The sequence below is a fragment of the Streptomyces sp. NPDC001880 genome, from assembly GCF_053594575.1.
Genome location: NZ_JBSFET010000003.1, coordinates 98,115 through 120,935, shown reverse-complemented (window position 1 = coordinate 120,935; position 22,821 = coordinate 98,115). Strand labels below are relative to the sequence as shown.

At 70.4% G+C, this 22,821-nt stretch carries 20 protein-coding genes, 1 tRNA gene and 1 pseudogene; 15 read left to right on the top strand and 7 right to left on the bottom strand.

The features are described 5' to 3' along the window. Positions 1 to 41 precede the first annotated feature (41 nt). The gene (locus ACWCQ6_RS03215; protein ID WP_451085053.1) at positions 42 to 1,199 is read right to left on the bottom strand and encodes a low temperature requirement protein A; all 1,158 of its coding nucleotides are present in this window, start codon (positions 1,197 to 1,199) and stop codon (positions 42 to 44) included. A gap of 123 nt (positions 1,200 to 1,322) precedes the next feature. On the opposite strand from ACWCQ6_RS03215, the gene ACWCQ6_RS03210 reads away from it, so the two are divergent. From ACWCQ6_RS03210 to ACWCQ6_RS03185, 6 genes are read left to right on the top strand one after another with little or no spacing between them, the layout of a single operon-like run. Then, positions 1,323 to 2,492 carry an MFS transporter gene (locus tag ACWCQ6_RS03210; RefSeq protein ID WP_451085052.1) on the top strand — a complete coding sequence of 390 codons (1,170 nt, stop codon included), beginning with the start codon at positions 1,323 to 1,325 and terminating at the stop codon, positions 2,490 to 2,492. Continuing rightward, positions 2,489 to 4,828: a molybdopterin oxidoreductase family protein gene (locus ACWCQ6_RS03205; RefSeq protein ID WP_451085051.1), complete on the top strand. Its 2,340-nt coding sequence runs from the start codon at positions 2,489 to 2,491 to the stop codon at positions 4,826 to 4,828. The genes ACWCQ6_RS03210 and ACWCQ6_RS03205 overlap by 4 nt, the downstream gene beginning before the upstream one ends. A gap of 7 nt (positions 4,829 to 4,835) precedes the next feature. Next, complete coding sequence (locus ACWCQ6_RS03200; protein ID WP_451085050.1) at positions 4,836 to 5,438, top strand: 4Fe-4S dicluster domain-containing protein; 603 nt, start codon at positions 4,836 to 4,838, stop codon at positions 5,436 to 5,438. Then, positions 5,435 to 6,106 carry a QcrA and Rieske domain-containing protein gene (locus ACWCQ6_RS03195; protein WP_451085049.1) on the top strand — a complete coding sequence of 224 codons (672 nt, stop codon included), beginning with the start codon at positions 5,435 to 5,437 and terminating at the stop codon, positions 6,104 to 6,106. Before ACWCQ6_RS03200 ends, ACWCQ6_RS03195 begins: the two co-directional genes overlap by 4 nt. Then, positions 6,103 to 6,507 (top strand): hypothetical protein, encoded by a 405-nt coding sequence (locus tag ACWCQ6_RS03190; protein WP_451085048.1) that lies wholly within the window; start codon positions 6,103 to 6,105, stop codon positions 6,505 to 6,507. Before ACWCQ6_RS03195 ends, ACWCQ6_RS03190 begins: the two co-directional genes overlap by 4 nt. Before the next feature lie 22 nt (positions 6,508 to 6,529). Then, a complete protein-coding gene (locus ACWCQ6_RS03185) occupies positions 6,530 to 6,739 on the top strand; it encodes a hypothetical protein (RefSeq protein WP_451085047.1) in 210 nt (69 codons plus the stop codon). 187 nt (positions 6,740 to 6,926) lie between these two features. On the opposite strand, the gene ACWCQ6_RS03180 is transcribed toward ACWCQ6_RS03185, so the two are convergent. Further along, positions 6,927 to 7,556, bottom strand: coding sequence for an RcpC/CpaB family pilus assembly protein (locus ACWCQ6_RS03180; protein ID WP_451085046.1), 630 nt, complete (start codon positions 7,554 to 7,556; stop codon positions 6,927 to 6,929). Positions 7,557 to 7,682: 126 nt separating this feature from the next. After that, positions 7,683 to 8,516, bottom strand: a complete 834-nt coding sequence (locus ACWCQ6_RS03175) for an S-methyl-5'-thioadenosine phosphorylase (protein WP_451085045.1) — start codon at positions 8,514 to 8,516, stop codon at positions 7,683 to 7,685. Positions 8,517 to 8,710: 194 nt separating this feature from the next. Here ACWCQ6_RS03175 and ACWCQ6_RS03170 point away from each other — a divergent pair. Then, positions 8,711 to 9,570: pseudogene (locus tag ACWCQ6_RS03170) on the top strand (integrase core domain-containing protein). A gap of 90 nt (positions 9,571 to 9,660) precedes the next feature. Here ACWCQ6_RS03170 and ACWCQ6_RS03165 read toward each other — a convergent pair. The 3 genes from ACWCQ6_RS03165 to ACWCQ6_RS03155 form a co-directional block, all read right to left on the bottom strand. Beyond that, the gene (locus tag ACWCQ6_RS03165) at positions 9,661 to 10,026 is read right to left on the bottom strand and encodes an FmdB family zinc ribbon protein (RefSeq protein WP_451085044.1); all 366 of its coding nucleotides are present in this window, start codon (positions 10,024 to 10,026) and stop codon (positions 9,661 to 9,663) included. A 66-nt stretch (positions 10,027 to 10,092) separates the two neighbouring features. After that, the gene (locus ACWCQ6_RS03160) at positions 10,093 to 11,376 is read right to left on the bottom strand and encodes an MFS transporter (RefSeq protein ID WP_451085043.1); all 1,284 of its coding nucleotides are present in this window, start codon (positions 11,374 to 11,376) and stop codon (positions 10,093 to 10,095) included. A gap of 398 nt (positions 11,377 to 11,774) precedes the next feature. Beyond that, complete coding sequence (locus ACWCQ6_RS03155; protein ID WP_451085114.1) at positions 11,775 to 13,328, bottom strand: potassium/proton antiporter; 1,554 nt, start codon at positions 13,326 to 13,328, stop codon at positions 11,775 to 11,777. 305 nt (positions 13,329 to 13,633) lie between these two features. Between ACWCQ6_RS03155 and ACWCQ6_RS03150 the strand changes: the two genes are divergently transcribed. Then, a complete protein-coding gene (locus ACWCQ6_RS03150; RefSeq protein ID WP_451085042.1) occupies positions 13,634 to 16,384 on the top strand; it encodes a penicillin acylase family protein in 2,751 nt (916 codons plus the stop codon). Between the two features lie 224 nt (positions 16,385 to 16,608). On the opposite strand, the gene ACWCQ6_RS03145 is transcribed toward ACWCQ6_RS03150, so the two are convergent. Continuing rightward, positions 16,609 to 17,199: a 5-formyltetrahydrofolate cyclo-ligase gene (locus tag ACWCQ6_RS03145; RefSeq protein ID WP_451085041.1), complete on the bottom strand. Its 591-nt coding sequence runs from the start codon at positions 17,197 to 17,199 to the stop codon at positions 16,609 to 16,611. 106 nt (positions 17,200 to 17,305) lie between these two features. Here ACWCQ6_RS03145 and galU point away from each other — a divergent pair, with 106 nt between their 5' ends. The 7 genes from galU to ACWCQ6_RS03110 all read left to right on the top strand — a co-directional run bounded on the left by galU (position 17,306) and on the right by ACWCQ6_RS03110 (position 22,805). Further along, positions 17,306 to 18,208, top strand: coding sequence for a UTP--glucose-1-phosphate uridylyltransferase GalU (galU, locus tag ACWCQ6_RS03140; RefSeq protein WP_451085040.1), 903 nt, complete (start codon positions 17,306 to 17,308; stop codon positions 18,206 to 18,208). A gap of 4 nt (positions 18,209 to 18,212) precedes the next feature. After that, positions 18,213 to 19,523: a molybdotransferase-like divisome protein Glp gene (gene glp / locus ACWCQ6_RS03135; RefSeq protein WP_451085039.1), complete on the top strand. Its 1,311-nt coding sequence runs from the start codon at positions 18,213 to 18,215 to the stop codon at positions 19,521 to 19,523. A 123-nt stretch (positions 19,524 to 19,646) separates the two neighbouring features. Beyond that, complete coding sequence (gene moaC / locus ACWCQ6_RS03130) at positions 19,647 to 20,147, top strand: cyclic pyranopterin monophosphate synthase MoaC (RefSeq protein WP_451085038.1); 501 nt, start codon at positions 19,647 to 19,649, stop codon at positions 20,145 to 20,147. Then, the gene (locus tag ACWCQ6_RS03125; protein WP_451085037.1) at positions 20,144 to 20,668 is read left to right on the top strand and encodes a MogA/MoaB family molybdenum cofactor biosynthesis protein; all 525 of its coding nucleotides are present in this window, start codon (positions 20,144 to 20,146) and stop codon (positions 20,666 to 20,668) included. Before moaC ends, ACWCQ6_RS03125 begins: the two co-directional genes overlap by 4 nt. A gap of 17 nt (positions 20,669 to 20,685) precedes the next feature. Beyond that, on the top strand, positions 20,686 to 21,297 hold the full coding sequence (locus ACWCQ6_RS03120; RefSeq protein ID WP_451085036.1) for a GNAT family N-acetyltransferase: 612 nt from the start codon (positions 20,686 to 20,688) through the stop codon (positions 21,295 to 21,297). Between the two features lie 158 nt (positions 21,298 to 21,455). Next, the gene (gene sepX / locus ACWCQ6_RS03115; protein ID WP_451085035.1) at positions 21,456 to 22,634 is read left to right on the top strand and encodes a divisome protein SepX/GlpR; all 1,179 of its coding nucleotides are present in this window, start codon (positions 21,456 to 21,458) and stop codon (positions 22,632 to 22,634) included. 97 nt (positions 22,635 to 22,731) lie between these two features. After that, a tRNA-Ala gene (locus tag ACWCQ6_RS03110) sits at positions 22,732 to 22,805 on the top strand. Positions 22,806 to 22,821 lie beyond the last annotated feature (16 nt).

The following is a 22,821-nucleotide window of genomic DNA, read 5'->3' as shown; positions in this document are numbered from 1 at the left end:
GCTCCTCACTGCGCGAGCCGTCGCCGGCCGTCCATGTGTGCTCACCCGGCCACGGCGGGCCGCCGGGACAGCAGCTCTCCCACGGCCACGGTCGCCGCGGCCACCAGACCGGCCGCGAACACCGCCCACCCGCCCGCGAACGTACAGGCCAGGATCGCCAGCGAGGCCACGGGGAGGGGCAGTTGCTCCGCGAGGTCGCGCTTGAAGTGGCGGGCGTGCAGCGCCCACAGCGTCAGCAGGAACAGCGCGGAGGGAATGGTCACCGCGGCGGCGGCCACCGTGCCGGAGACATGGGCCTTGCCCACCGCCTCCTCCACCGCGACCTCGATGCCCGCGCCGATGGCGGCCGCGGAACCGAAGATCAGGTAGTGCCCGTATCCCCAGATGAACGCTTCCCTGCTGCCGCGCAGGTAGTCATGGATCGGCACGGCGAAATAGACCCACCAGGCGGAGAAGACGATCAGCAGCCCGCCCGCGGCGATCGGCAGCAGATCGTCGAGCGCGTCGTTCTCGTACACCGCCTCCTGGACCGCGATCGTGGCCGCCGCGATGGTCTCGCCCAGCACGATGATCGTGAACAGCCCGTACCGCTCACCGATGTGGTGCGGATGCCAGCTCGTCGAGCGGTCGCGCTCGGCGAGCGCCGGAACGGACAGCTCCGCCAGCACGAGCACGACGAAGACGACGGTACGGGCGCCGCGCGACTCGGCGGGCAGCAGCAGCATGGCGGCCCAGCCCAGCTGCAACACCGTGATCCCGACGGCGTACCGCAGCGCGACGCGCCGCTCCCCGCCCCGGGTGCAGTGCGCGGCGCGCAGCCACTGGCTGGTCAGCGCGAGCCGCATCACCACGTAACCGATGACGACGACCGTCCAGTCGCCCGCGTCGAAGGCGCGCGGCACCCCCGCGGCGAGCACGAGCACACCGGTGATCTGGACGAGCGTGACGACGCGGTACAGCGGGTCGTCGGTGTCGTAGGCCGAGGCGAACCAGCTGAAGTTGACCCAGGCCCACCAGATCGCGAAGAAAACGGCTGCATAGCTGCCGATTCCGGCGAGGGCGTGCCCTTCGGCGACGGCATGGACCAGCCGCGCGCCCGCCTGGGCCACGGCGACCACGAAACAGAGGTCGAAGAAGAGTTCCAGCGGGGTCGAGGCACGATGCTTCTCGGTGCGGCTGCGAGCCGTCATTACGGGCATGGGAGCCAGCACACCAGGCGGGCTCGGCCACGCCGAACGGGGCATGCCCGGATGGTCGGCACGGCTCACCCGGCTGAGCCGTAAAACAGGACCAACCGTCATGTACGACCCTACGGTGACGGGGTGACAGAGCCGCCAGAGCCCTCCGCCGCAGCCGCGCAGCCCGCCCCCGGTGCCCGCTCCGGCTCCGTCGGAACGCCGGGCGCCCCGCCCCCCGCCGGGACCCGGGCCGAGAGCCCCCGGACCGCCGACTCCCGGGACACCGGGCCCCGCTCCGTCACCGGCCTCGCGACCGCGGCCGGGGTCATCGTCTCCGCCCTGCTGATCCTCGCGATCGTGTTCGGCAGCCGACTGCTGGAGAACTTCGACTCCGCCCTCCTCCCGTACGCCGTCGCCACCGTCTTCCTCGCCTTCGGTATCGCCTACCGCTACACGGTCTGGGTCTCCGCGCCCGGCGCCCAGCGGCTGTTCAAGCAGGGGTGGCGGAGCTTCTTCTCGGTGGCCAACTTCCGCAAGGCCCCCACCGCGCTGCCCCGGATGATCGCCACGTACCTGGGCTTCCAGAAATTCCTCGGCGCCCGCTCGCACGCCCGCTGGGCCGCCCATCAGCTGATCTTCTGGGGCTGCGTCCTGGCCTCCCTGATCACCTTCCCGCTGACCTGGGGCTGGTTCACCTTCACCTCGAACACCGGCTCGGGGCCCGGCTACGAGATGCGTATCTGGGGCTTCAAGATCATCGGATTCGACTCCCTGGGCATCCTGGGCTGGCTGATGTTCCACGGCCTGGACATCGCCGCCGTGCTCGTCATCCCCGGCGCCTCGTACTTCCTGTGGCGCCGGATGAAGGACCGCGGCGCCATCACCGGCCAGCGCTTCGCCTATGACCTGGTGCCGCTGATCGCTCTCGTCGTCATCTCGGTGACCGGCCTGCTGCTCACCTTCTCGTCGATCTTCCTGCACGGCGGCGGGTACGAATTCCTGGCGATCCTCCACATGGTGTCGGTGGTGTTCACCCTCATCTACATCCCGTTCGGGAAGTTCTTCCACATCGTCCAGCGCCCTGCCGCGGTCGGCATGCAGCTGTTCAAGTACACCGCCCGGCAGGACCAGGAGGTGCTCGGCTGCCGCCGCTGCGAGGAGCCCATCGACACCGGGCCGTACATCGAGAACCTCCGCGGCACCATGCGCGACCTCGGTCTCGACTTCGACGAGTGGGCCGAATACTGCCCGCGCTGCAAGCGGGTACTGCGCGGCAGTGCCTATCTCTCCCAGGTGAAGAAGGGCTTCAAGTGACCGCGGATCCCCATGAGGGCGGCACCGGCACGGCCGGCTCCCGTACGACCGTTCCTCTCGACCCCTCTCTCGCCCCGCCCGGCACCCGGGCCTTCCGCGACGCGGGCGGCATCCCCGCCGACCGGTGGCGCGCCGACCAGGAGGGCGAGACACTCGTCCCCACGCACTGCTGCTTCTGCGGTGTCCAGTGCGGGATGTATCTGCGGGTCGACCGAGGCGGCAAGGTCTTCGGCGTCGAACCCCGCAACCACGACATCAACCGGATGCGGCTGTGCCCCAAGGGAATCAACGCGTACCAGCAGGTCAACCACCCCGACCGGCTCACCGCCCCGCTGATGCGCCGCTCCCGTGACGAGGACTTCCGCGAGGTTTCCTGGGACGAGGCGCTCGACTTCACCGTCGCCGAGATCAAGCGCATCCAGCAGAGCTACGGGAACGACGCCTTCGGGCTGCTCGGCGGGGCCAGCCTCTTCACCGAAAAGACTTATCTGGTCGGCAAATTCGCCCGGGTCGCCCTCAAGTCCCGGCACGTCGACTACAACGGCCGGCTCTGCATGGTCAGCGCCGCGGGCGCCAACAAGCTCGCCTTCGGCATCGACCGGGCCGGCAACCCCTTCTCCGACATCCTGCTCACCGACTGCCTGCTGATCGCGGGCTCCAACGTCGGCGAGTGCTTCCCCGTGATGACCCAGTACGTGTGGGGAGCCCGGGACCGCGGCGCGAGCCTGATCGTCGTCGACCCGCGCGAGACGGCCATCGCCCGGACCGCCGACATCCACGTCGCCCTCAGGCCCGGGACCGATTCTGCCTTCTTCAACTCCGTGCTGAACGTGGTCGTCGAGGAGGGGCTGACCGACGAGGCGTATCTCGCTGCCCATGCCACCGGCTGGGAGGAGGTGAAGGCCAAGGTCGCCGAGTACCCGCCGGCCAGGGCCGCCGAGATCTGCGGTGTCCCCACCGAGCAGATCGTCCAGGTCGCCCGCGCCTTCGCCCGTGCACCCAAGGCCATGGCCTGGCACGCCCGGGGCATCGAGCACCACTCGCAGGGCGTCGAGAACTGCCTGAGCGTGATCAACCTCTGCACCGCCACCGGCCACATCGGCAGACCCGGGGCCGGCTACGGCACCCTCACCGGCCAGGGCAACGGGCAGGGCGGCCGCGAGCACGGGCAGAAGTCCGACCTCCTGCCCGGCGGCCGCTCGATCACGAACGAGGAGCACCGCAGGCAGATCTGCGAGATCTGGGGCATCGAGGAGTCCGAACTCCCACCCGTCGGAACCTCGATGATGGAAATGGTCTGGCAGATGCAGCGCCGCGAGATCCGCGGCCTGATCGGCATCTGCAACAACCCCTTCGTCTCCCTTCCCCACTACAAGGTGGTCAAGGAGGGGTACGACGCCACAGAGTTCCATGCCCAATTCGACTTCTTCCTTTCCGAGACCGCCGCCAACGCACATGTTGTCCTTCCCGTCACCACCTGGGCCGAGGACGAAGGGGTGATGGCCAACGCCGAGGCCCGGGTGGTCAAGCACAACAAGGCGCAGGACCCGCCGCCCGGCGTGCGGACCGACACCTGGGTGATGTGCGAACTCGCCAGGCGCCTCGGTGCGGGCGACAAATTCGCCTTCGCCGACTCCCGCGCCGTCTTCGACGAACTGCGGACCGCCTCCGCCGGGACCGTCAACGACTACTACGGCATCACCTACGAACGGCTGGAGGAGACCGGCGGAATCGCCTGGCCCTGCCCCTCCACCGATCACCCCGGCACTCCTCGGCTCTTCGAGGACGGCAGGACCTACCACCCCGACGGCAAGATCCATCTGCAGGTCGTCGAGTGGCACCCGCCGATGGACCCGTACGACGACGAGCACCCCATGTCGCTCACCACCGGACGGACCGTCGCCCACTTCCTCTCCGGCAACCAGACCCGCCGTCTGGCTGCCCTCGTCGAACAGACCCCGCGCCCCTGGGCCGAGCTCCATCCTTCCCACGGCTTCCGCAACGGCGAACCGGTCCGCGTCGTCACCCGGCGAGGCAGCGAGGTCTTCCCCGCGCTGGTCACCGAGGCGATCCGCCCCGACACCGTGTTCATCCCGTACCACTGGCCCGTTCCCACCGCGGCCAACGCCCTCACCATCGACGCCCTCGACCCCCGCTCCAAGATCCCCGAGTACAAGGTGTGTGCCTGCCGTATCGAGCACGCCGGGAAGATCGACGACGTCCCCGCACCCCCCGTCGCACCCGGACACGTCAGTTACCCGGAGACCCAGGTCTCCCGTACGGACCCGCTGCCACCCACGGCCCCCCAGGGGCGTGGCACCTCGGAGAGGAGCTGACCGCCGCATGATGGGCAGAACGATCTTCATCGACCCGGGGCGTTGCATCGGCTGCCAGGCCTGCGTCTCCGCCTGCCGGGAGTGTGACTCGCACCGCGGCAAGTCGATGATCCACCTCGACTACACCGACGAGGGCCAGTCCGTGGCCTCCCTTCCCACGGTCTGCATGCACTGCGAGGACCCGGTCGCACCGTGCGCCGAGGTCTGCCCCGCCGACGCGATCCTGGTGACCGCGGACGGTGTGGTGCAGCAGGCCGACACCACCCGCTGCATCGGCTGCGCCAACTGCGTCAACGCCTGCCCCTTCGGTGTCCCGAAGATCGACCTCGGGGCGAAGCTGCAGATGAAATGCAACCTCTGCTACGACCGCACCGCCTACGGCCTCGCCCCCATGTGCGCGACCGTCTGCCCTACCGGAGCGCTGTTCTACGGGACCGTCGAGGAGCTCCAGGCCGAGCGCCCCGGCGTCCAGATCGCCGACACCTTCACCTTCGGGCGGAGCGAGGTGCGCACCGGCGTGGCCATGGTCGTTCCCGCCGACCGGGTGCGGTGGCCGGTACCCGGCGGCCTTCCGGTCGTCGAGATCAACGGGAAGGACGTCCGCCGATGAGCGTCACCGACCAGCCGCCGTCCGGCGATCCGCGCGAAGCCCTGCACGACCGGATCGCCGCCGACTCCCTCACCACCCGGCGCGACTACCTCCGGATCGTGACGACCGTCTCCGGCGGGCTCGCCGTCGGCGGCCTCGGCGTGGCGAGCGGAATCCTGCCGCGCCACGGCGACCCCGACGACGCCAAGGCACCCTCGCCGAAGCGGATCGCCGCGCAACTCCTGCCCGGTGAGTCCCTCGCCTTCCACTACCCGGACGAAGAGGACCGGGCGGTCGCCGTACGGCTGGGCGACGGCACCCTCGTCGGCTACTCCGCGATCTGCACCCACCTCGCCTGTGCCGTGCTCTGGCGCAAGGACCGCGGTACCGAGGGCGAGCTGTACTGCCCTTGCCATGAGGGCATCTTCGACGCCCGCACCGGTGAGGTCACCGCCGGGCCACCGCCCCGCGCGCTGCCCAAGGTGGTGCTCGCCGAACTGCCCGACGGCAGCATCTGGGCGGTCGGCACGACGCGCTCGGGCGAGAGCGTCGAGCAGGGCCTGTGCCGTCAGCTCAGCCAGGAGCGTCCGGACCTCGCCTCCCGTATCGGCTGTCCGGCCGTCGAGGGCGGCGGCGCGGAAGCCCCGTCGCGCGCGGCCGGGGACGAGCCCTCCGGCAGGCGGCCATGACCGACGCCCGGCAGTCCCGGCAACAGGAGCCCTCGGAGCGCGGGGAGTATCCGGCGTACCCGGAGTACCACCCGGGAAGTGCTCGCCCCGAACTCAACCGGCCCGTCCATGAGCGCTATCCGCAGATCCGTGCCACCAGCGGCTATGGCGACCCCCGGGTCCGCCACACCGGCCCTGGCCCTGGGGCGGGCACCGACCAGGAGCCCGAACGGTCCTCGAAGCTGACGGCCCGGCTGGCCCTCGCCATGACGGTGGTCGTCGGACAGCTCTGGGGCCTGACCGTCGTCATCGACGCATGGATGGAGGGGCACACCGGCACGGCCTGGTGGGGTGCCGGCTTCCTCTGTCTGTCGTTCCTCGTCGTTCTCGGGCTGTGGCTGATCGATCCGAAGGATCGCTGACCCACCGCCGTACCCTTGATGTATGAGCACCGCCCCCGCCCCCGGCCCGCGCGATTCGAAGCCCTCCCAGCCGGAGCGGCCGAAACCGAAACCGGCTCTGATCTTCGACGATCCGCTGGACCAGCAGTCCTCGGACGATACGGACCGAGGGTGGGGCGAGCGGGCCCCGGCCGGTGGCAGCGCCGCCGATCTGGCGCGCTTTCTCGACGAGAAGCCGCCCCACCACATGTGATTTTCTGCTCCGTGGTGGTCCGGCGGCGGTGCCGCCGGTTCCCCGGCAGAGCGTTGCGCGGCAGATACGCGCACCCAGCCCCGCGACGCCGCGCCCCTCCAATTGCCGCTCGGTCTTGAGGCAATGCGCGTGAAAACCACCCAATCCGGGGGGTTGGTCAGGTGACTTGGGCAATCGTCCGTGCGAATCAGCACAGGGTCACCGCCAGTTGGGACGAGATGCCCGCGCCGGCCAGTGCGGTTGCCGTGGCCCGGGGGACGGAGAGCACGATCAGCGCTCCGTCCTGGCCGGAACCCTCTGCCGGGGTCTGCGGCACCTCCGCCACCCGCGCGCCCCTCGCAAGCACCCGGGCCCCGGCTCCGGCCCCGGTCCCGGTGCCGCCCTCCCCGGCGGCGATCACGTCGACGCGGTCACCCGGCCGCAATAAACGAACCGCCCCCGCATCCGCGATCCGGACCGGAGCCGACACCGGCTGAGCCGTTCGCCTGGCCTGCGACGGCGCCGGGCCGGCCTCACCCCCGGCCCCCGCCCCGTATGCGGCGTCGCCGCCCGCGCCCGAGCCGCCACCGCCCAGCCCTGTGACGGCGAGGGCGGCAGCCGTCAGGGCCAGCCCGGCGGCCAGGGCACGACGCTGCCGCCACAACGCCCGCCGCAGCCGACGCCCACCGCCCCCGCGCACCCGCAAGGGTTCGAACGCGGGCACCCCACAGGGCGGAGGCGCCGGTGACGCCGACGGCAAGGACGAGGCCGAGGACGAGGCGGAGGACGCGGACAGGGACGAGGCCGTGGACGGAGAAAACGTGGACGACGGGAGCATGGTCGACACCACCTGTCATGAGGAGTTTCCGGACGAACACCCCTCACGATCCACCGTCCGCGCGATTTGCGCCGATGCCTGTGGACAGCCCCGGCGTTGTGGACAACTCCGTCACCCACACACGCCCTAAGGCAGCTCGATCCCCGTCTCCAGACCGTCCAGTGCATGCGAGCACGGACAGTCCCGGTCCGCCTCCGCAGGCAGTGCGGCCACCACGTCGAAGAGCACCGAGCGCAGCCGATCCACATTGGCCGCGAACACCTTCATCACCTCGCCGTGCGAGACGCCCTCGCCGGCCTCCGCGCCCGCGTCCAGGTCCGTCACCAGGGTCATCGTCGTGTAGCAGAGGCCCAGTTCACGGGCGAGGACGGCCTCCGGGTGACCGGTCATCCCGACCACCGACCACCCCATCGCCGCATGCCAGCGCGACTCCGCCCGGGTCGAGAAGCGCGGCCCCTCGACGACCACCAGCGTCCCGCCGTCCACCGGATCCCAGCTCTGCGCCCGCGCCGCCGCCAGTGCGGCCCTGCGCCCCACGGGGCAGTACGGATCGGCGAAGCCCAGATGCAGGACGTTCGGCTCCGCCCCGTCGGTCCGGACCTCCCCGTCGTAGTACGTCTGTGTCCGGGACTTGGTCCGGTCCACCAGTTGGTCGGGCACGAGCAGGGTGCCCGGCCCGTACTCCGGGCGCAGGCCGCCCACCGCGCACGGGCCGAGCACCTGACGTACGCCGACGGAACGCAGCGCCCACAAGTTGGCCCGGTAGTTGATGCGGTGCGGCGGCAGATGGTGGCCGCGTCCGTGGCGGGGGAGGAAGGCGACGCGGCGGCCGCCGACCTCGCCGAGGAAGAGGGAGTCGCTCGGCCGTCCGTACGGGGTGTCCACGCGCACCTCAGTGACGTCCTCCAGGAAGGAGTACAAGCCCGAGCCACCGATGACACCGATCTCTGCGTTCACCATGCGATCACACTAGTACCGCGGCAGGCAACGTTCGCCCGTCAAGGAGCGGCCGCCCTCCGGGCGGACGACGCCACTTTCGAAACACGCCCTAGGTGTACTCGGCCATGAGGTTGGTTACGCGCGTCGGTAGTTGATCAAGAAGAGACCTCCGGGCGTAGTGGAGATGCCTGTCTTCACCACAACCGGAGGTCTTGATGGCCCACGCTAATGCCCGGCTGACCTTTCACGGCAGATGTCTTCTGGTGCGCCGTGTCGTGCAGGACCTGCGTCCTGTGGCGCATGTGGCCAAGGAGCTGGGAGTCTCACGGCAGTGCGCGCACCGGTGGGTGGCCCGCTTCCGGGCCGAGGGCTGGGACGGTCTGCACGACCGCTCCAGCCGGCCGCGCACGTGCCCCAGACGTACTCCCGGGCATGTCGAGGCCGCGGTGCTCGACGCGCGGCGTTCACACCGGCGCGGTCCGGACTTCCTCGCCGCGGAAACCGGCGTTCCCGCGCGGACGGTGACGCGCATCCTGCGCCGTCATGGCATGCCCCGCCTGGCCTCGTGCGACCCGCTGACCGGACAGCCGATCCGCGCCGGACGCCGCGGTCACGCCCGCTACGAACGTGACCGGCCCGGGGAACTGATCCACCTCGACGTCAAGAAGATCGGACGGATCCCGGACGGCGGGGGGTGGCGGGCGCACGGCCGGGAAGCCGGTAAGACCTACGCGCAAAAGCAGGCCCGGATCGGTTACGACTACGTCCACGCCGCCGTCGACGACCACTCCCGCACAACGCTTGGGCCTACCGCAAGAGCACCGCCTTCCGGCAGGCCGTGGCCGACCTCTGTGCCCAGCAGCGGTTCATCCGCCCCCACTGCCCCTGGACCAACGGCAAGGTCGAGCGCTTCAACCGCACCCTGCAAACCGAATGGGCCTACCGCCAGGTGTTCACCAGCAACACCGCACGCTCCCGCGCACTGGCGCCGTGGCTGGCCTTCTACAACACTCGACGTCGACACACCGCGCTCGGCGGCCAGCCCCCGATCAGCCGACTGTCACCAACGTCATGACCAAGTACACCTAGCGGCGTGGGAAAACGCCGGTAGCCCCGCCGAACGGATCGGCGGGGCTACCGGCGGAAGCGCGGTGCGGTGTGCGACTCAGGCGGCCGAGGTGCTGCTCTTCGAGGAGGAGGCGGAGGCCGGGGAGGAGGACGCGGTCGACTTCGAGTCGGATCCCGTCGAAGCCGACGTCGAGGACGCGGACGACGAGGAGGCGGACGACGAGGAGTCGGACGACGAAGCGGAACCGGACGTCTTCGCCGAGGCCGGCGTGCTGCTCGACGAGGAGCCGCGGCTGTCGTTCCGATAGAAACCAGAACCCTTGAAGACGATGCCGACCGCCGAGAACACCTTCTTCAGGCGTCCGTCGCAGCTCGGGCACACGGTGAGGGCGTCATCGGTGAACTTCTGCACCGCCTCAAGGCCCTCGCCACATTCGGTGCACTGGTACTGATAGGTCGGCACTTGCTCCTCCTGGCACTCTGACTCGATGAGTGCTAACGACGCTCCATACTGACGTATTCCACAGCATCAGTCCACCGTGACCGGCTTCCGGTGACCGACACCACGTGCCACGGTCCGTCCCGAGGCGGCGGGCGTGAGCCTCGAACGCAGTCCGACCAGGGTGATCAGGGCCAGTACGGTACCGACCAACGGCACCAGGAATCCGGTGTTGGCCCCGTGGGCGTCCGCGAGCCGTCCGGCGACTGTCACCGCCGCTGCCTGGCCGAGCGCGACCGAGCCCGTCAGCCAGGTGAACGCCTCGGTCCGGGCGGACCCCGGCACCAGGGCCTCGACCAGCGTGTAGCCGCTGATCAGGGCCGGGGCGATGGAGAGGCCGACCAGGAGTCCGAGCCCGGCCAGCAGGGGCACCGAGTGCACCGCCCACAGTCCGGACGCGGTCAGCGTCAGTGCCGCGTACCCGACGATCAGTCGCCGTCGCGGCCCGGTCTTCCAGGCGATGGCACCGCAGGCGATCCCGGCGAGCATGTTGCCGGCCGCGAAGACGCCGTACAGCAGGCCGTTGGCCTCAGGGCGGCCGATCTCCTCGGCGAAGGCGGTCAGCGAGACCTGCATGCCGCCGAAGACCGCGCCGATCCCGAGGAAGGCCACCGCGAGCACCCGTACGCCCGGTACGGACAGCGCGGAGGCGTGCCTCTGGGAGGCGCCGGAGGCGGCGTTGCGCACCGCGGGCTGGGTGCGGCGCTGCGCGGCGAAGAACAGCCCGCCGACCACGGTCAGCGCGGCCTCCGTGATCAGGCCGGCCGCCGGGTGGACCCCCGTGCACAGCGCGGTGGCGAGCACCGGGCCGATGACGAAGGTGAACTCGTCCGTCACCGATTCGAAGGCGGCCGCGGTGGACATCAGCGGCGAGGCCTCTCGGTCCGGTGTCGCGCCGAGCACGGCCGCCCAGCGGGCCCGCACCATCGGCCCGATCTGCGGGACGGACGCTCCCGTCGGCACGGCCGCCGCGAACAGCGCCCACAGGGGCGCGTCCGCCAGCGCGAGCGCCGTCAGCGCCGATACGGACGCGGCGTGCACCAGGACACCGGGCAGCAGGACGGCACGCTGGCCGAAGCGGTCGGCGAGCTTCCCCGTCTGCGGTGCGAACAGGGCCATGGACACACCGGTCACGGCGGCGACGGCGCCCGCACTGCCGTACGAACCAGTGGTGTGCTGGACCAGGAGCACGATGCCGATGGTCAGCATCGCGAAGGGCTGCCGTGCGGCGAAGCCCGGAAGGAGGAAAGTCCACGCACCCGGGGTGCGCAGCAACTGCCCGTAACCGGGGCGGTCGGTGACCGTGGACGCCACGGTCCTTGCCTTTCTGCCGCCTGGTGGCCGGGCTCCCGCAGGCGGCCGGCACCGGTGGTGCGGGCTCGTTCGTGCGGGTGCTGCCGAGAGCTGTCCTCTTCGCGCGGGACTGCGGTAGATGCCGGGCGCTCAGCAGAGGCGGAGGACGCCACGACCGCCATACGGTCGCGCCAGCTCTGCATCAGGCAGAGTTGGTCGTTCTGATCGGTCGATCGGGTCGACCGGCCCCGTCACGGGGTCGATCGATTCCTTTCATGCTACAGGCAGGGTCCTTGCACACCTGTGATCGTGCGCAAGGACCCCCTGCAAGGCCTGCACCCGCAAGGCCTGCACCCGCAAGGCCTGCACCCACAAGGCCACAAGGCCACAAGGCCGAAACCGCACCGCCCCCCGCGCCTTCACTGGCGCGTCTTCGGTCCGTCGGTCTTCCCCAGCCGTTTCACGGCCTTCAGCGCATGTGTCACGTCGTGCACCACATCGTGCCCCGCATGGGGCCCGAGGCTCTCGCCACCGCCGCTTCTGCCGCCGGAGGCCAGCCAGCCCGCGAGCTTGCCGTTCTCGCCGACCGCGCGCAGCCGTTCCTCCGTCGCGTCGCGCACCGGATCGGTGGCGACCACCAGCAGCTCGTCGCCGCGCCGCAGCACGGTCGAGGGCGCCGGCACGAAGCTCTTGCCGTCCCGTACGACGAGGGTGACGGCGGCTCCGGCGGGCAGCCGCAGCTCCCCGACCTCCACGCCGTGCATCTTCGAGCGGCCGGGGATCGCCACCGAGAGCAGATGACCGCGCAGCCGCTCCAGCGGGGCGGACTCGATGCCCAGGTCGGCGGCCTCGGCCGGGTCCTCGGCGATCTTCAGGGCCTTCGCCACCCAGGGCAGCGTCGGCCCCTGGATGAGGGTGTAGACGACCACGAGTACGAAGACGATGTTGAAGATGCGGGTGGAGCCCTCGACCCCGGCGACCATCGGGATGGTCGCCAGGATGATGGGCACGGCGCCGCGCAGCCCCGCCCAGGACATCAGGGCCTTCTCCTGCCAGGGCAGCCGGAACGGCGCCAGCGAGATGAAGACCTCCAGCGGACGCGCCACCACGGTCAGCACCAGGCCCACCACGACCGCGGGCCAGAAGTCGTCGAGCAGGTCGTGCGGGGTGACCAGGAGTCCGAGCAGCACGAACATGCCGATCTGGGCCAGCCAGCCGAGCCCGTCGGCGAAGCCGCGGGTGGCGGGCCAGTGCGGCAGCTTGGAGTTGCCGAGGATCATCGAGGCCAGATACACGGCGAGGAAGCCACTGCCGTGGGCCAGGGCGCCGGCCGCGTACGCGGACACCGCGATCGCCATCACGGCGATCGGGTAGAGACCGGAGGCGGGCAGCGCCACATGACGCAGTCCGAACGAGCCGAGCCAGCCGACGGCGATTCCCACGGCCGCACCGATGGCGAGTTCCAGGGCTATCTCGCCGATCAGTACGTACCAGCTGTCCACCGATCCCGTGGTCGAGAAGGCGACCACCAGGATCACCACGGGGGCGTCGTTGAAGCCGGACTCGGCCTCCAGTACGCCGGTGACCCGGGCGGGCAGCGGCACCTTGCGCAGTACGGAGAAGACCGCGGCGGCGTCCGTCGACGAGACGACCGCGCCGATGATCAGCGACTGCCGCCATTCCAGGCCGACCAGGTAGTGCGCCCCGGCCGCCGTGACGCCCACGCTCACCGCGACACCGACCAGCGAGAGCATCACCGCGGCGGGCAGCGCCGGTTTGATCTCTTTCCACTTCGTGCCCAGGCCACCCTCGGCGAGGATCACGACCAGTGCGGCATAGCCGATGACCTGGGTCAGTTCCGCATTGTCGAACTTGACGTCGAAGATGCCGTCCTGCCCTATGGCGATCCCGATGCCGAGGTACAGGAGCAGGCTGGGGAGCCCGCTGCGGGACGAGATGCGTACCGCCACCACCGCGACGAGCAGTACGAGCGAGCAGACGAGCAGGAGTTCGTTGAGCGTGTGGACAGACAGTGGCCGTTCCTTCCCTGCGTACGCCTGCCGAGTCGATCGACTTTCGGCATCGACCTTCGGCATCGGCCGATGGCGGCCGGTACTTCGTTACCTTACCTAATCTTTAACGCTTTCTTGACGCGGTCGAGCATTCGTACGATCGCTACGCAATTCGAATCATCCCGATACCGCGTCAGAGTCGTCGCGGCGCTGCGCCTATGGTTGCTCCTGCACTCCCAGGACCACCTGCCCCTCGAAGGACAGCGATGCCCGCCAACTCAACCGCCTCTTCCGCCTCCTCCGGTGCCGCCGGTGCGAAGACCGGCAGGAAGAAGGGGCGACGTGCCCGCCTGATCGTGATCGTTCTGGTGCTGGCGCTTGTCGCGGGTATCGGTTACGGGACGTTCTGGTCCGTATCGACCGTGCGGGCCTCGCACCCGCAGACCACCGGCTCGACCAAGCTCGACGGCCTCGACGGCAGCGTCGACGTCAAGCGCGACAGTTACGGAATCCCGCAGCTGTACGCGGACTCCGATGCCGATCTCTTCCGCGCCCAGGGCTTCGTCCACGCGCAGGACCGCTTCTGGGAGATGGACGTCCGCCGCCACATGACGGCCGGACGGCTCTCCGAGATGTTCGGCTCCGGACAGGTCGAGACGGACTCCTTCCTGCGCACGCTGGGCTGGCACAAGGTCGCCCAGGAGGAGTACGACAACGTCCTGTCCGAGGACACCAAGAAGAACCTCCAGGCGTACGCGGACGGCGTCAACGCCTACCTCAAGGGGCGCGACGGCAAGGACATCTCCGTCGAGTACGCGGCCCTCGGCTTCACCAACGACTACAAGCCCACCGAGTGGACCCCGGTCGACTCGGTCGCCTGGCTCAAGGCCATGGCCTGGGACCTGCGCGGCAACATGCAGGACGAGATCGACCGCTCGCTGATGACCAGCAGGCTCGACGCGAAGCAGATCGAGGACCTCTACCCGGCGTACCCGTACGACAAGCACCGGCCGATCGTCGACGAGGGGGCGATCTCCCCGGTCACCGGGAAGTTCGACCCGGACGCGACCCCGTCCGACACCGCCGGTCCGAACACCGCGCAGGGCGCCGCCGAGGGCCTGAACACCCAGCTCTCCGCGCTCTCCGACACCCTCGACCGGATCCCGGCGCTGCTCGGCCCGAACGGCAACGGCATCGGGTCCAACTCCTGGGTGGTCTCCGGCGACTACACGACGACCGGCAAGCCGCTCCTCGCCAACGACCCGCACCTGGCGCCGCAGCTGCCCTCGGTCTGGTACCAGATGGGCCTGCACTGCCGCGAGATCACGGCGAAGTGCCAGTACGACACCGCGGGCTACACCTTCTCCGGCATGCCGGGTGTGATCGTCGGTCACAACCAGGACATCGCCTGGGGCCTCACCAACCTCGGTGCGGACGTCACCGACCTCTTCCTGGAGAAGGTCTCCGGCGACGGCTACCTGTACGACGGCAAGGTCAAGCCCTTCACCACCCGTGAGGAGACCATCAAGGTCGCGGGCGGCAAGGACCGGGAGATCACCGTCCGCGAGACCAACAACGGCCCGCTGGTCTCCGACCGCAGCAGCGAACTGGAGAAGGTCGGCCAGAAGGCCCCCGTCACCAACTCCGCTCCGGACCGCGCCGACGGCTACGCGATCGCCCTGAAGTGGACCGCGCTGGAACCCGGAACGTCCATGGACGCCATCTTCGAGCTCAACCGGGCCAAGGACTTCGCCGGCTTCCGGGCAGCGGCCGAGCACTTCGAGGCTCCCTCGCAGAACCTCATCTACGCCGACACCAAGGGCCACATCGGCTACCAGGCACCCGGGAAGATCCCGGTGCGCCTCAAGGGCGACGGCACGATGCCCAGCCCCGGCTGGTCCTCGGCGTACGGCTGGGAGAAGGAGCCGGTCCCGTTCGACGAGCTGCCCTACGAGTACGACCCGGAGCGCGGCTACATCGTCACCGCCAACCAGGCCGTGATCGACGAGGAGAAGTACCCGCACCTGCTGACCAAGGACTGGGGCTACGGCACCCGCAGCCAGCGGATCGACGACCTCATCCAGTCGAAGATCAAGGGCGGCGGGAAGATCTCGACCGAAGACATGCAGAAGATGCAGATGGACAACACCAGCGAGATCGCCGCGCTGCTGGTGCCCGAGCTGATGAAGATCAACGTCTCGGACAAGAGCGTCCGCGAGGCGCAGAAGCTCCTGGAGGGCTGGGACTACACCCAGGAGCCCGACTCGGCCGCGGCCGCGTACTTCAACGCTGTCTGGCGCAACATCCTCAAGCTGGCCTTCGGCAACAAGCTGCCCAAGGAGCTGCGGGTCAAGGGCGAGTGCCTCAACGTGCCCCGGGCCGACGGTTCGGGCCCGGTGGACGAGCAGGGCAGGCTGGTGCGCGAGTGCGGCCAGCGCGACGCGGACTCCGCCCAGCCCGACGGCGGCGACCGCTGGTACCAGGTGGTCGCCCAGCTGATGGACGACCCGGACAGCGACTGGTGGAAGGCGCCGGGGAGCGGCCGGGACGAGCCGATCGAGAACCGTGACCAGCTCTTCGCCCGCGCCATGGAGGACGCCCGCTGGGAGCTGACCGCCAAGCTCGGAAAGGACATCACCACCTGGAGCTGGGGCCGGCTGCACCAGCTGACCCTGGAGAACCAGACCCTCGGCACCGAGGGCCCCGATCTGCTCCAGCGGGCCCTCAACCGCGGCCCGTGGAACCTCGGCGGCGGCGAGGCCGCGGTGAACGCCAGCGGATGGAATGCGGCGGGCGGCTACGAGGTCGTCTGGGTCCCGTCGATGCGGATGGTGGTCAACGTGGGTGACTGGGACAAGTCCCGCTGGATCAACCTCACCGGCGCCTCCGGGCACGCGTTCAGCGCCCACTACACCGATCAGACCGACAAGTGGGTAAACGGTGAACTGCTCGACTGGTCCTTCGGCACGAACGCCGTCGTCAAGTCGACGACCGACACCCTGACCCTCAAGCCCTAGCCGGGCCCTGTCGTCGAGCTGCCGTCGTCGCCCGGACCCCGCGCGGCGGACGGCAGTTCGGCGACACGGCCCAGGGCCTGTCCGGTGGATCAGGGTCGGACAGGGCGCGGCGTCCGGTGCGGTGCATCGCAAGGCGCCGGAGCGTCTTAATGGCAGAGCTGTTCGGACGTTTCGGCAACGCCGCGAGGCGCCGTTTCCCCGGCCATGATCCGCCGGACAGGCCCTTAGCGGCTTGGACGGTCCGTCCGGCGGCTTGCGGACGGTGTCACCACCACGTCCACGGGGTGGTCGTGCGGTTCCTCCGGGACCCGCGCGACCACCTCGTCGTCGTACAGCAGGACGATCAGCGCGGGATGTGCCCCGGCCGCGGCGAGCCTGGCCAGCACCCGGTCGTAGCTGCCGCCGCCACGGCCGAGCCGCATCCCGCGCCCGTCCACCGCGAGGCCCGGCAGCAGCACCGCGTCGGCCTCCAGGACCGCTTCGGGGCCGAGGCGCGCGCCGTCCGGCTCCAGCAGTCCGCGGCCGGCCCGTACGAGGCGGTCCGCCCCCTCGTACGGCGCCCAGTCCAGATCGTTGTCCGCGAGCAGCACCGGCAGCAGCACCCGCACCCCCCGGGCACGCAGGGCCTCCAGCAGCACCCGGGTGCCCGGCTCGCTGCCCACCGAGACGTAGGCGGCGACGGTACGGGCCCCGGACAGCTCCGGGAGAGCCAGTGCGCCCCGGGACAGAACCATCGCGGCGTTATCCACGTCTTCCCTGCTCAGAAGACGCCGTGCGGCCAGCAGTTCACGCCGGAGCAGTGTCTTTCGGGACATCTCAGTGCTCAACGGGCACCCCTGGATCTCTCATATGTACGTATAGGCGTACAAAGTTAACCGGAGCCTCACCTTCCTCACATAAGCACCGGTTATGGTTCTGCGCATGACTCAGTCGCACCCCAGGATCAGCAAGGCTGTCATCCCGGCCGCGGGCCTCGGCACCCGCTTCCTGCCGGCCACCAAAGCCACTCCCAAGGAGATGCTGCCTGTGGTCGACAAGCCCGCGATCCAGTACGTCGTCGAGGAAGCGGTGACCGCCGGCCTCTCCGACGTACTGATGATCACCGGCCGCAACAAGCGTCCGCTGGAAGACCACTTCGACCGTAATTACGAGCTGGAGTCCGCGCTCACCCGCAAGGGAGACGCCGAACGGCTCAAGAAGGTCCAGGAGTCGAGCGACCTGGCCACCATGCACTACGTCCGGCAGGGCGACCCGCGCGGCCTCGGCCACGCCGTGCTGTGCGCCGCACCGCACGTCGGTGACCAGCCGTTCGCGGTCCTCCTCGGCGACGACCTGATCGACCCGCGCGACCCGCTGCTGGCCCGCATGGTCGAGATCCAGGAGCGCGAGGGCGGCAGTGTCATCGCGCTGATGGAGGTCTCGCCGGAGCAGATCCACCAGTACGGCTGCGCGGCCGTCGAGCCCACTGCCGAGGGCGATGTGGTGCGCATCAGCGGCCTCGTCGAGAAGCCCGAGGCCGCCGAGGCGCCCAGCAACCTCGCCATCATCGGCCGCTACGTCCTGGACCCCGCCGTCTTCGACATACTGCGCAGGACCGGGCCGGGCCGCGGTGGCGAGATCCAGCTCACCGACGCGCTCCAGCTCCTCGCCGAGGACGAGAAGATCGGCGGCCCCGTGCACGGTGTCGTCTTCAAGGGCCGCCGCTATGACACCGGTGACCGGAGCGACTATCTCCGTGCCATTGTCAGACTCGCGTGCGAACGTGAAGACCTGGGCCCGGACTTCAAGACCTGGCTCCGCAGTTACGTCACCGAGGAGATGTAGCACTTTGAGCAGCACGATGTGGTCGGTGGACGAGCACCTGGCAGACATTCTCGAAGCGGTGCGCCCGCTCGAACCCATCGAGCTGCAACTGCACGATGCCCAGGGCTGCGTCCTCGTCGAGGACGTCATGGTGGAGATCGCTCTGCCGCCCTTCGACAACAGCTCGATGGACGGGTACGCGGTCCGTGTCGCCGATGTCGAGGGCGCCGACGAGGAGTTCCCCGCGGTGCTCACGGTCATCGGTGACATCGCGGCGGGCAGCGACGGCCTGCCCGGCGACCGGGCCGTCGGCCCCGGCGAGGCCGCCCGGATCATGACCGGCGCCCCGATGCCGGCCGGCGCCGAGGCCGTGGTCCCGGTCGAGTGGACCGACGGCGGTACGGGCGGCGGCCCCGCCGACACCATGCGCTCCCTGAGCGACGCCCCGGAGGGGGCGGGCGGCGAGGTCCGGGTGCACCGCCCCGTGGAGGCCCGCGCCCATGTCAGGGCCCGCGGCAGCGACGTCAAGCCGGGCGATCTGGCGCTCAGCGCCGGATCGGTCCTCGGCCCGCCGCAGATCGGCCTGCTCGCGGCGATCGGCCGCTCGACGGTGAAGGTGCGGCCCCGGCCGCGCGTCGTCGTCATCTCCACCGGCAGTGAACTGGTCCAGCCCGGTGAGGAACTGACCGGCGGCCGGATCTACGACTCGAACAGCTTCGCGCTCGCGGCCGCGGCCAAGGACGCCGGAGCGATCGCCTACCGTGTCGGCGCCGTCACCGACGACGCCGACACGCTCCGTGCCACGATCGAGGACCAGCTGATCCGCGCCGACATCGTCGTCACCACCGGAGGCGTCAGCGTCGGCGCGTACGACGTCGTCAAGGAAGCCCTCTCCTCGGTGGGCGACGAGGACGAGCCGGGCAGCGGCATCGACTTCCGCAGGCTCGCCATGCAGCCGGGCAAGCCGCAGGGCTTCGGCTCGATCGGCCCCGACCACACCCCGCTGCTGGCGCTGCCCGGCAACCCCGTCTCCTCGTACGTCTCCTTCGAGCTGTTCGTACGGCCCGTGATCCGCGCCCTGATGGGGCTTCCGGACGTGAACCGCCCCACTGTCCGGGCCGTGCTGGACGCCGACAAGGCACTCACCTCGCCCTCCGGCAAACGCCAGTTCCTGCGCGGTACGTACGACGCGGAGGCCGGCACGGTCACCCCCGTCGGCGGTGCCGGATCGCATCTGATCGGCGCGCTCGCGCGGGCGGACGCGCTGATCGTGCTGCCCGAGGACGTCACCTCCGCCGAGCCCGGCACGGACACCGAGGTGATCCTGCTCCGCTGATTCCCTGGCGGTGGCGGTACGGTGTCTGGCGCTGTGCCTTCCCGGGGACACCCCCGGGCCCCCGGCCCGCACCCCGGTGCGGGCCGAGCGGGCAACCGGCGCCCTACCGCGAGGCGGAGTGAGTTGAGTACGCAGAACAGGCTGACGCACATCGACGAGGCGGGTGCGGCCCGCATGGTCGACGTCTCGGAGAAGGACGTCACCGCGCGGGTGGCCCGCGCCAGCGGCCGGGTCCTCGTCTCGCCGCGCGTCGTCGAACTGCTCCGCGGCGAGGGAGTCCCCAAGGGCGACGCCCTCGCGACCGCCCGGATCGCCGGGATCATGGGAGCCAAGCGCACCCCCGACCTGATCCCGCTCTGCCACCCGCTGGCCGTCTCCGGCGTCAAGGTCGACCTGAGCGTCGCCGACGACGCGGTGGAGATCCTGGCCACCGTGAAGACCACGGACCGCACGGGCGTCGAGATGGAGGCCCTGACCGCGGTCTCCGTCGCCGCGCTCACCGTGATCGACATGATCAAGGCAGTCGACAAGGCGGCGGTCATCACGGATGTACGGGTCGAATCGAAGTCGGGCGGCAAGTCCGGCGACTACCGGCGCACCGGGGCCGACGGAGCGGACGCGTGACGGCGCCCTGGTCGTCACCGGCCCCGTCCCCCTACCGCGCCCTGGTCGTCACCGCCTCCAACCGCGCCTCGGCCGGCGTCTACGCCGACAGGGGCGGCCCCCTGATCTCCGAGGCGCTCACGCAGCTCGGCTTCGCCGTCGACGGCCCGCAGGTCGTGCCCGACGGCGACCCCGTCGAACAGGCCCTGCGCGCCGGAGCGGCCGCCGGGTACGACGTCATCGTCACGACCGGCGGTACGGGCATCTCGCCCACCGACCGCACCCCCGAGGCCACCCGCCGCGTCCTGGACAGCGAGATCCCCGGCATCCCGGAGGCGATCCGCGCCGAGGGCCGCGACAAGGTCCCCACCGCCGCGCTCTCCAGGGGCCTCGCGGGTGTCGCGGGCCGCACGCTCATCGTGAACCTGCCGGGCTCCACCGGCGGGGTGCGCGACGGACTCGCCGTCCTCGCCCGTCTCCTGGTGCACGCCGTCGACCAGCTGCGCGGCGGCGATCACCCCCGACCGGGGAGCCCGAGCTGAACGTCTCGACCTGGCCGGTGGTCCTCAGCGACGGCGAGATCGTGCTCCGGCCGATCAAACTGCGCGACCAGCGCATGTGGCGCGAGGTCAACCGGCGCAACCGCGAGTGGCTGCGCCCCTGGGAGGCGACCGTCCCGCCGCCCGCCCCGGGCGGGCCGGTGGCCCAGCGCCCCACGTACCGTCAGATGATCCGTCATCTGCGCGCCGAGGCCAACGCGGGCCGGATGCTGCCCTTCGCCATCGAGTACGAGGGCCGGCTGGTCGGTCAGCTGACGGTCGCCGGGATCACCTGGGGCTCGATGTGCTCGGGCCATGTCGGCTACTGGGTCGACCAGGCGGTGGCCGGCCGGGGCGTGATGCCGACCGCGGTGGCGCTCGCCGTCGACCACTGCTTCCGCACGGTCGGACTGCACCGCATCGAGGTGTGCATCCGGCCGGAGAACGGGCCCAGCAGAAGGGTCGTGGAGAAACTGGGATTCCGCGAGGAAGGTCTGCGCCCGCGCTATCTCCACATCGACGGTGCCTGGCGGGACCACCTCATCTATGCGCTCACCGCGGAGGAAGTACCCGACGGACTGCTCGGGCGCTGGCACCGGTCGCGACCTGGAACACCGCGGGAAATGAAATAAGTGTTCGATATTGATCGGCAGTTGGCCCATGCCGAACTCACAAACGCCCATGGTTGATCTGAAGAATCACAAAAAAAGTCTGTGATATCAGCCGGATTGTGCGACACACCGGGCCAATTGGCGGATGCCTCCGCGCAAACCCCTCTACGGTGTGAGATGTGAGCAGCAGCGGCCTCATCTATGCAGTCATCGTCGGGGCCTGGGCCGCCTACTTGGTGCCGATGTGGCTCCGCAGGCAGGACGAGCTCAACGAAGCCCGTCCGACAGAACGCTTCAGCACCGCCATCCGGCTGCTGTCCGGACGAGCGGCGATGGAGCGCCGGTACGCCAAGGACCTGCGGGAGCGCATCGGTGAGCAGGCGGAGCCCGGCGCAGACCCGGACGTCGACACGGACCGACTGGATTCCGTGGACGTCCGGGCCTTCGCCGCACCCGACGCGCACACCGAAGCCCGGGTGCACGACCCGGGGCGCGCGCCGGAGCGCACTCCCGAGGAGCGCCCGGAACCGGCACCGGCCCAGGCAAAGACTCAGGCAAAAGCCCAGGTAAAGGCCCAGGCGAAGGCACCGGCTTCCGCGCGGCGCGCACGCCAGCGCGCCGGCGGGACGGACGCCGAGCGCGTCCGGCGCGCCCAGCGCCTGCAGGTCCTCGCGCGTCGCCGGCGCACCACCGTCGTCCTCTTCCTGGCCTTCACCCTCGGCGCGGTCGTCGCGGCGGTCGGCGGCCTCCACTTCCTCTGGGCGCCCGCGGTTCCGGCCGTGCTGCTGAGCACGTACATCGTGCATCTGCGGGCCCAGGAGCGGCGCCGGTTCGCCTTCACCATGGACCGGCGCCGGGCCGAGGTGGCGGCGCAGCATCTGCGCGAGAGCCGCACCCGCAGGCACCCGCCGGCCGCGGCGGCCCCGGCCGAGCCCGACGAGGAGCCCGAAGCGCGCCGCCCCGAGCCGGAGCCCGCGCCCGCGGTCTCCCCGCAGGAGGCCGGCCGCCGCGCCCTGGTCGAGCAGACGGACCATGCCGAGTGGGTCGACCAGCAGCGCGAGCGCGGCCCGGTCCAGGGCGACAGCTGGGAGCCGGTCCCGGTTCCGCTGCCCACCTACGTCACCGCCCCGGTCGCCCCGCGCGCCACGGGCGGCGTCGAGGTCGGCAACCCGGAGACGTGGAGCGCGGCCCGCTCCAGCACCGCCGAGCCCACGGGCACCTCGCACCCCGTCGTGCCCCAGGTCGACCCGGCGCCGCGCCAGCGCACCAACCAGTCCCGCCGCACCCGGGACCGGGGCCGGACCCCGCTCTTCGACCAGTACGAGGACGGGGAACGCCCCAGAGCCGCCAACGAGTGAGCCCGCTCCGGGCCCGCTGCCCCGCCGCCTCGGCTGACCAGCACGGAACGGATTTCCGAGCACCCCGTTCGGGATGCTAGAGTTTCACTCGTTGCAAGGGCCTGTGGCGCAGTCTGGTAGCGCACCTCGTTCGCATCGAGGGGGTCTGGGGTTCAAATCCCCACAGGTCCACCGCGGGCCGTTCACG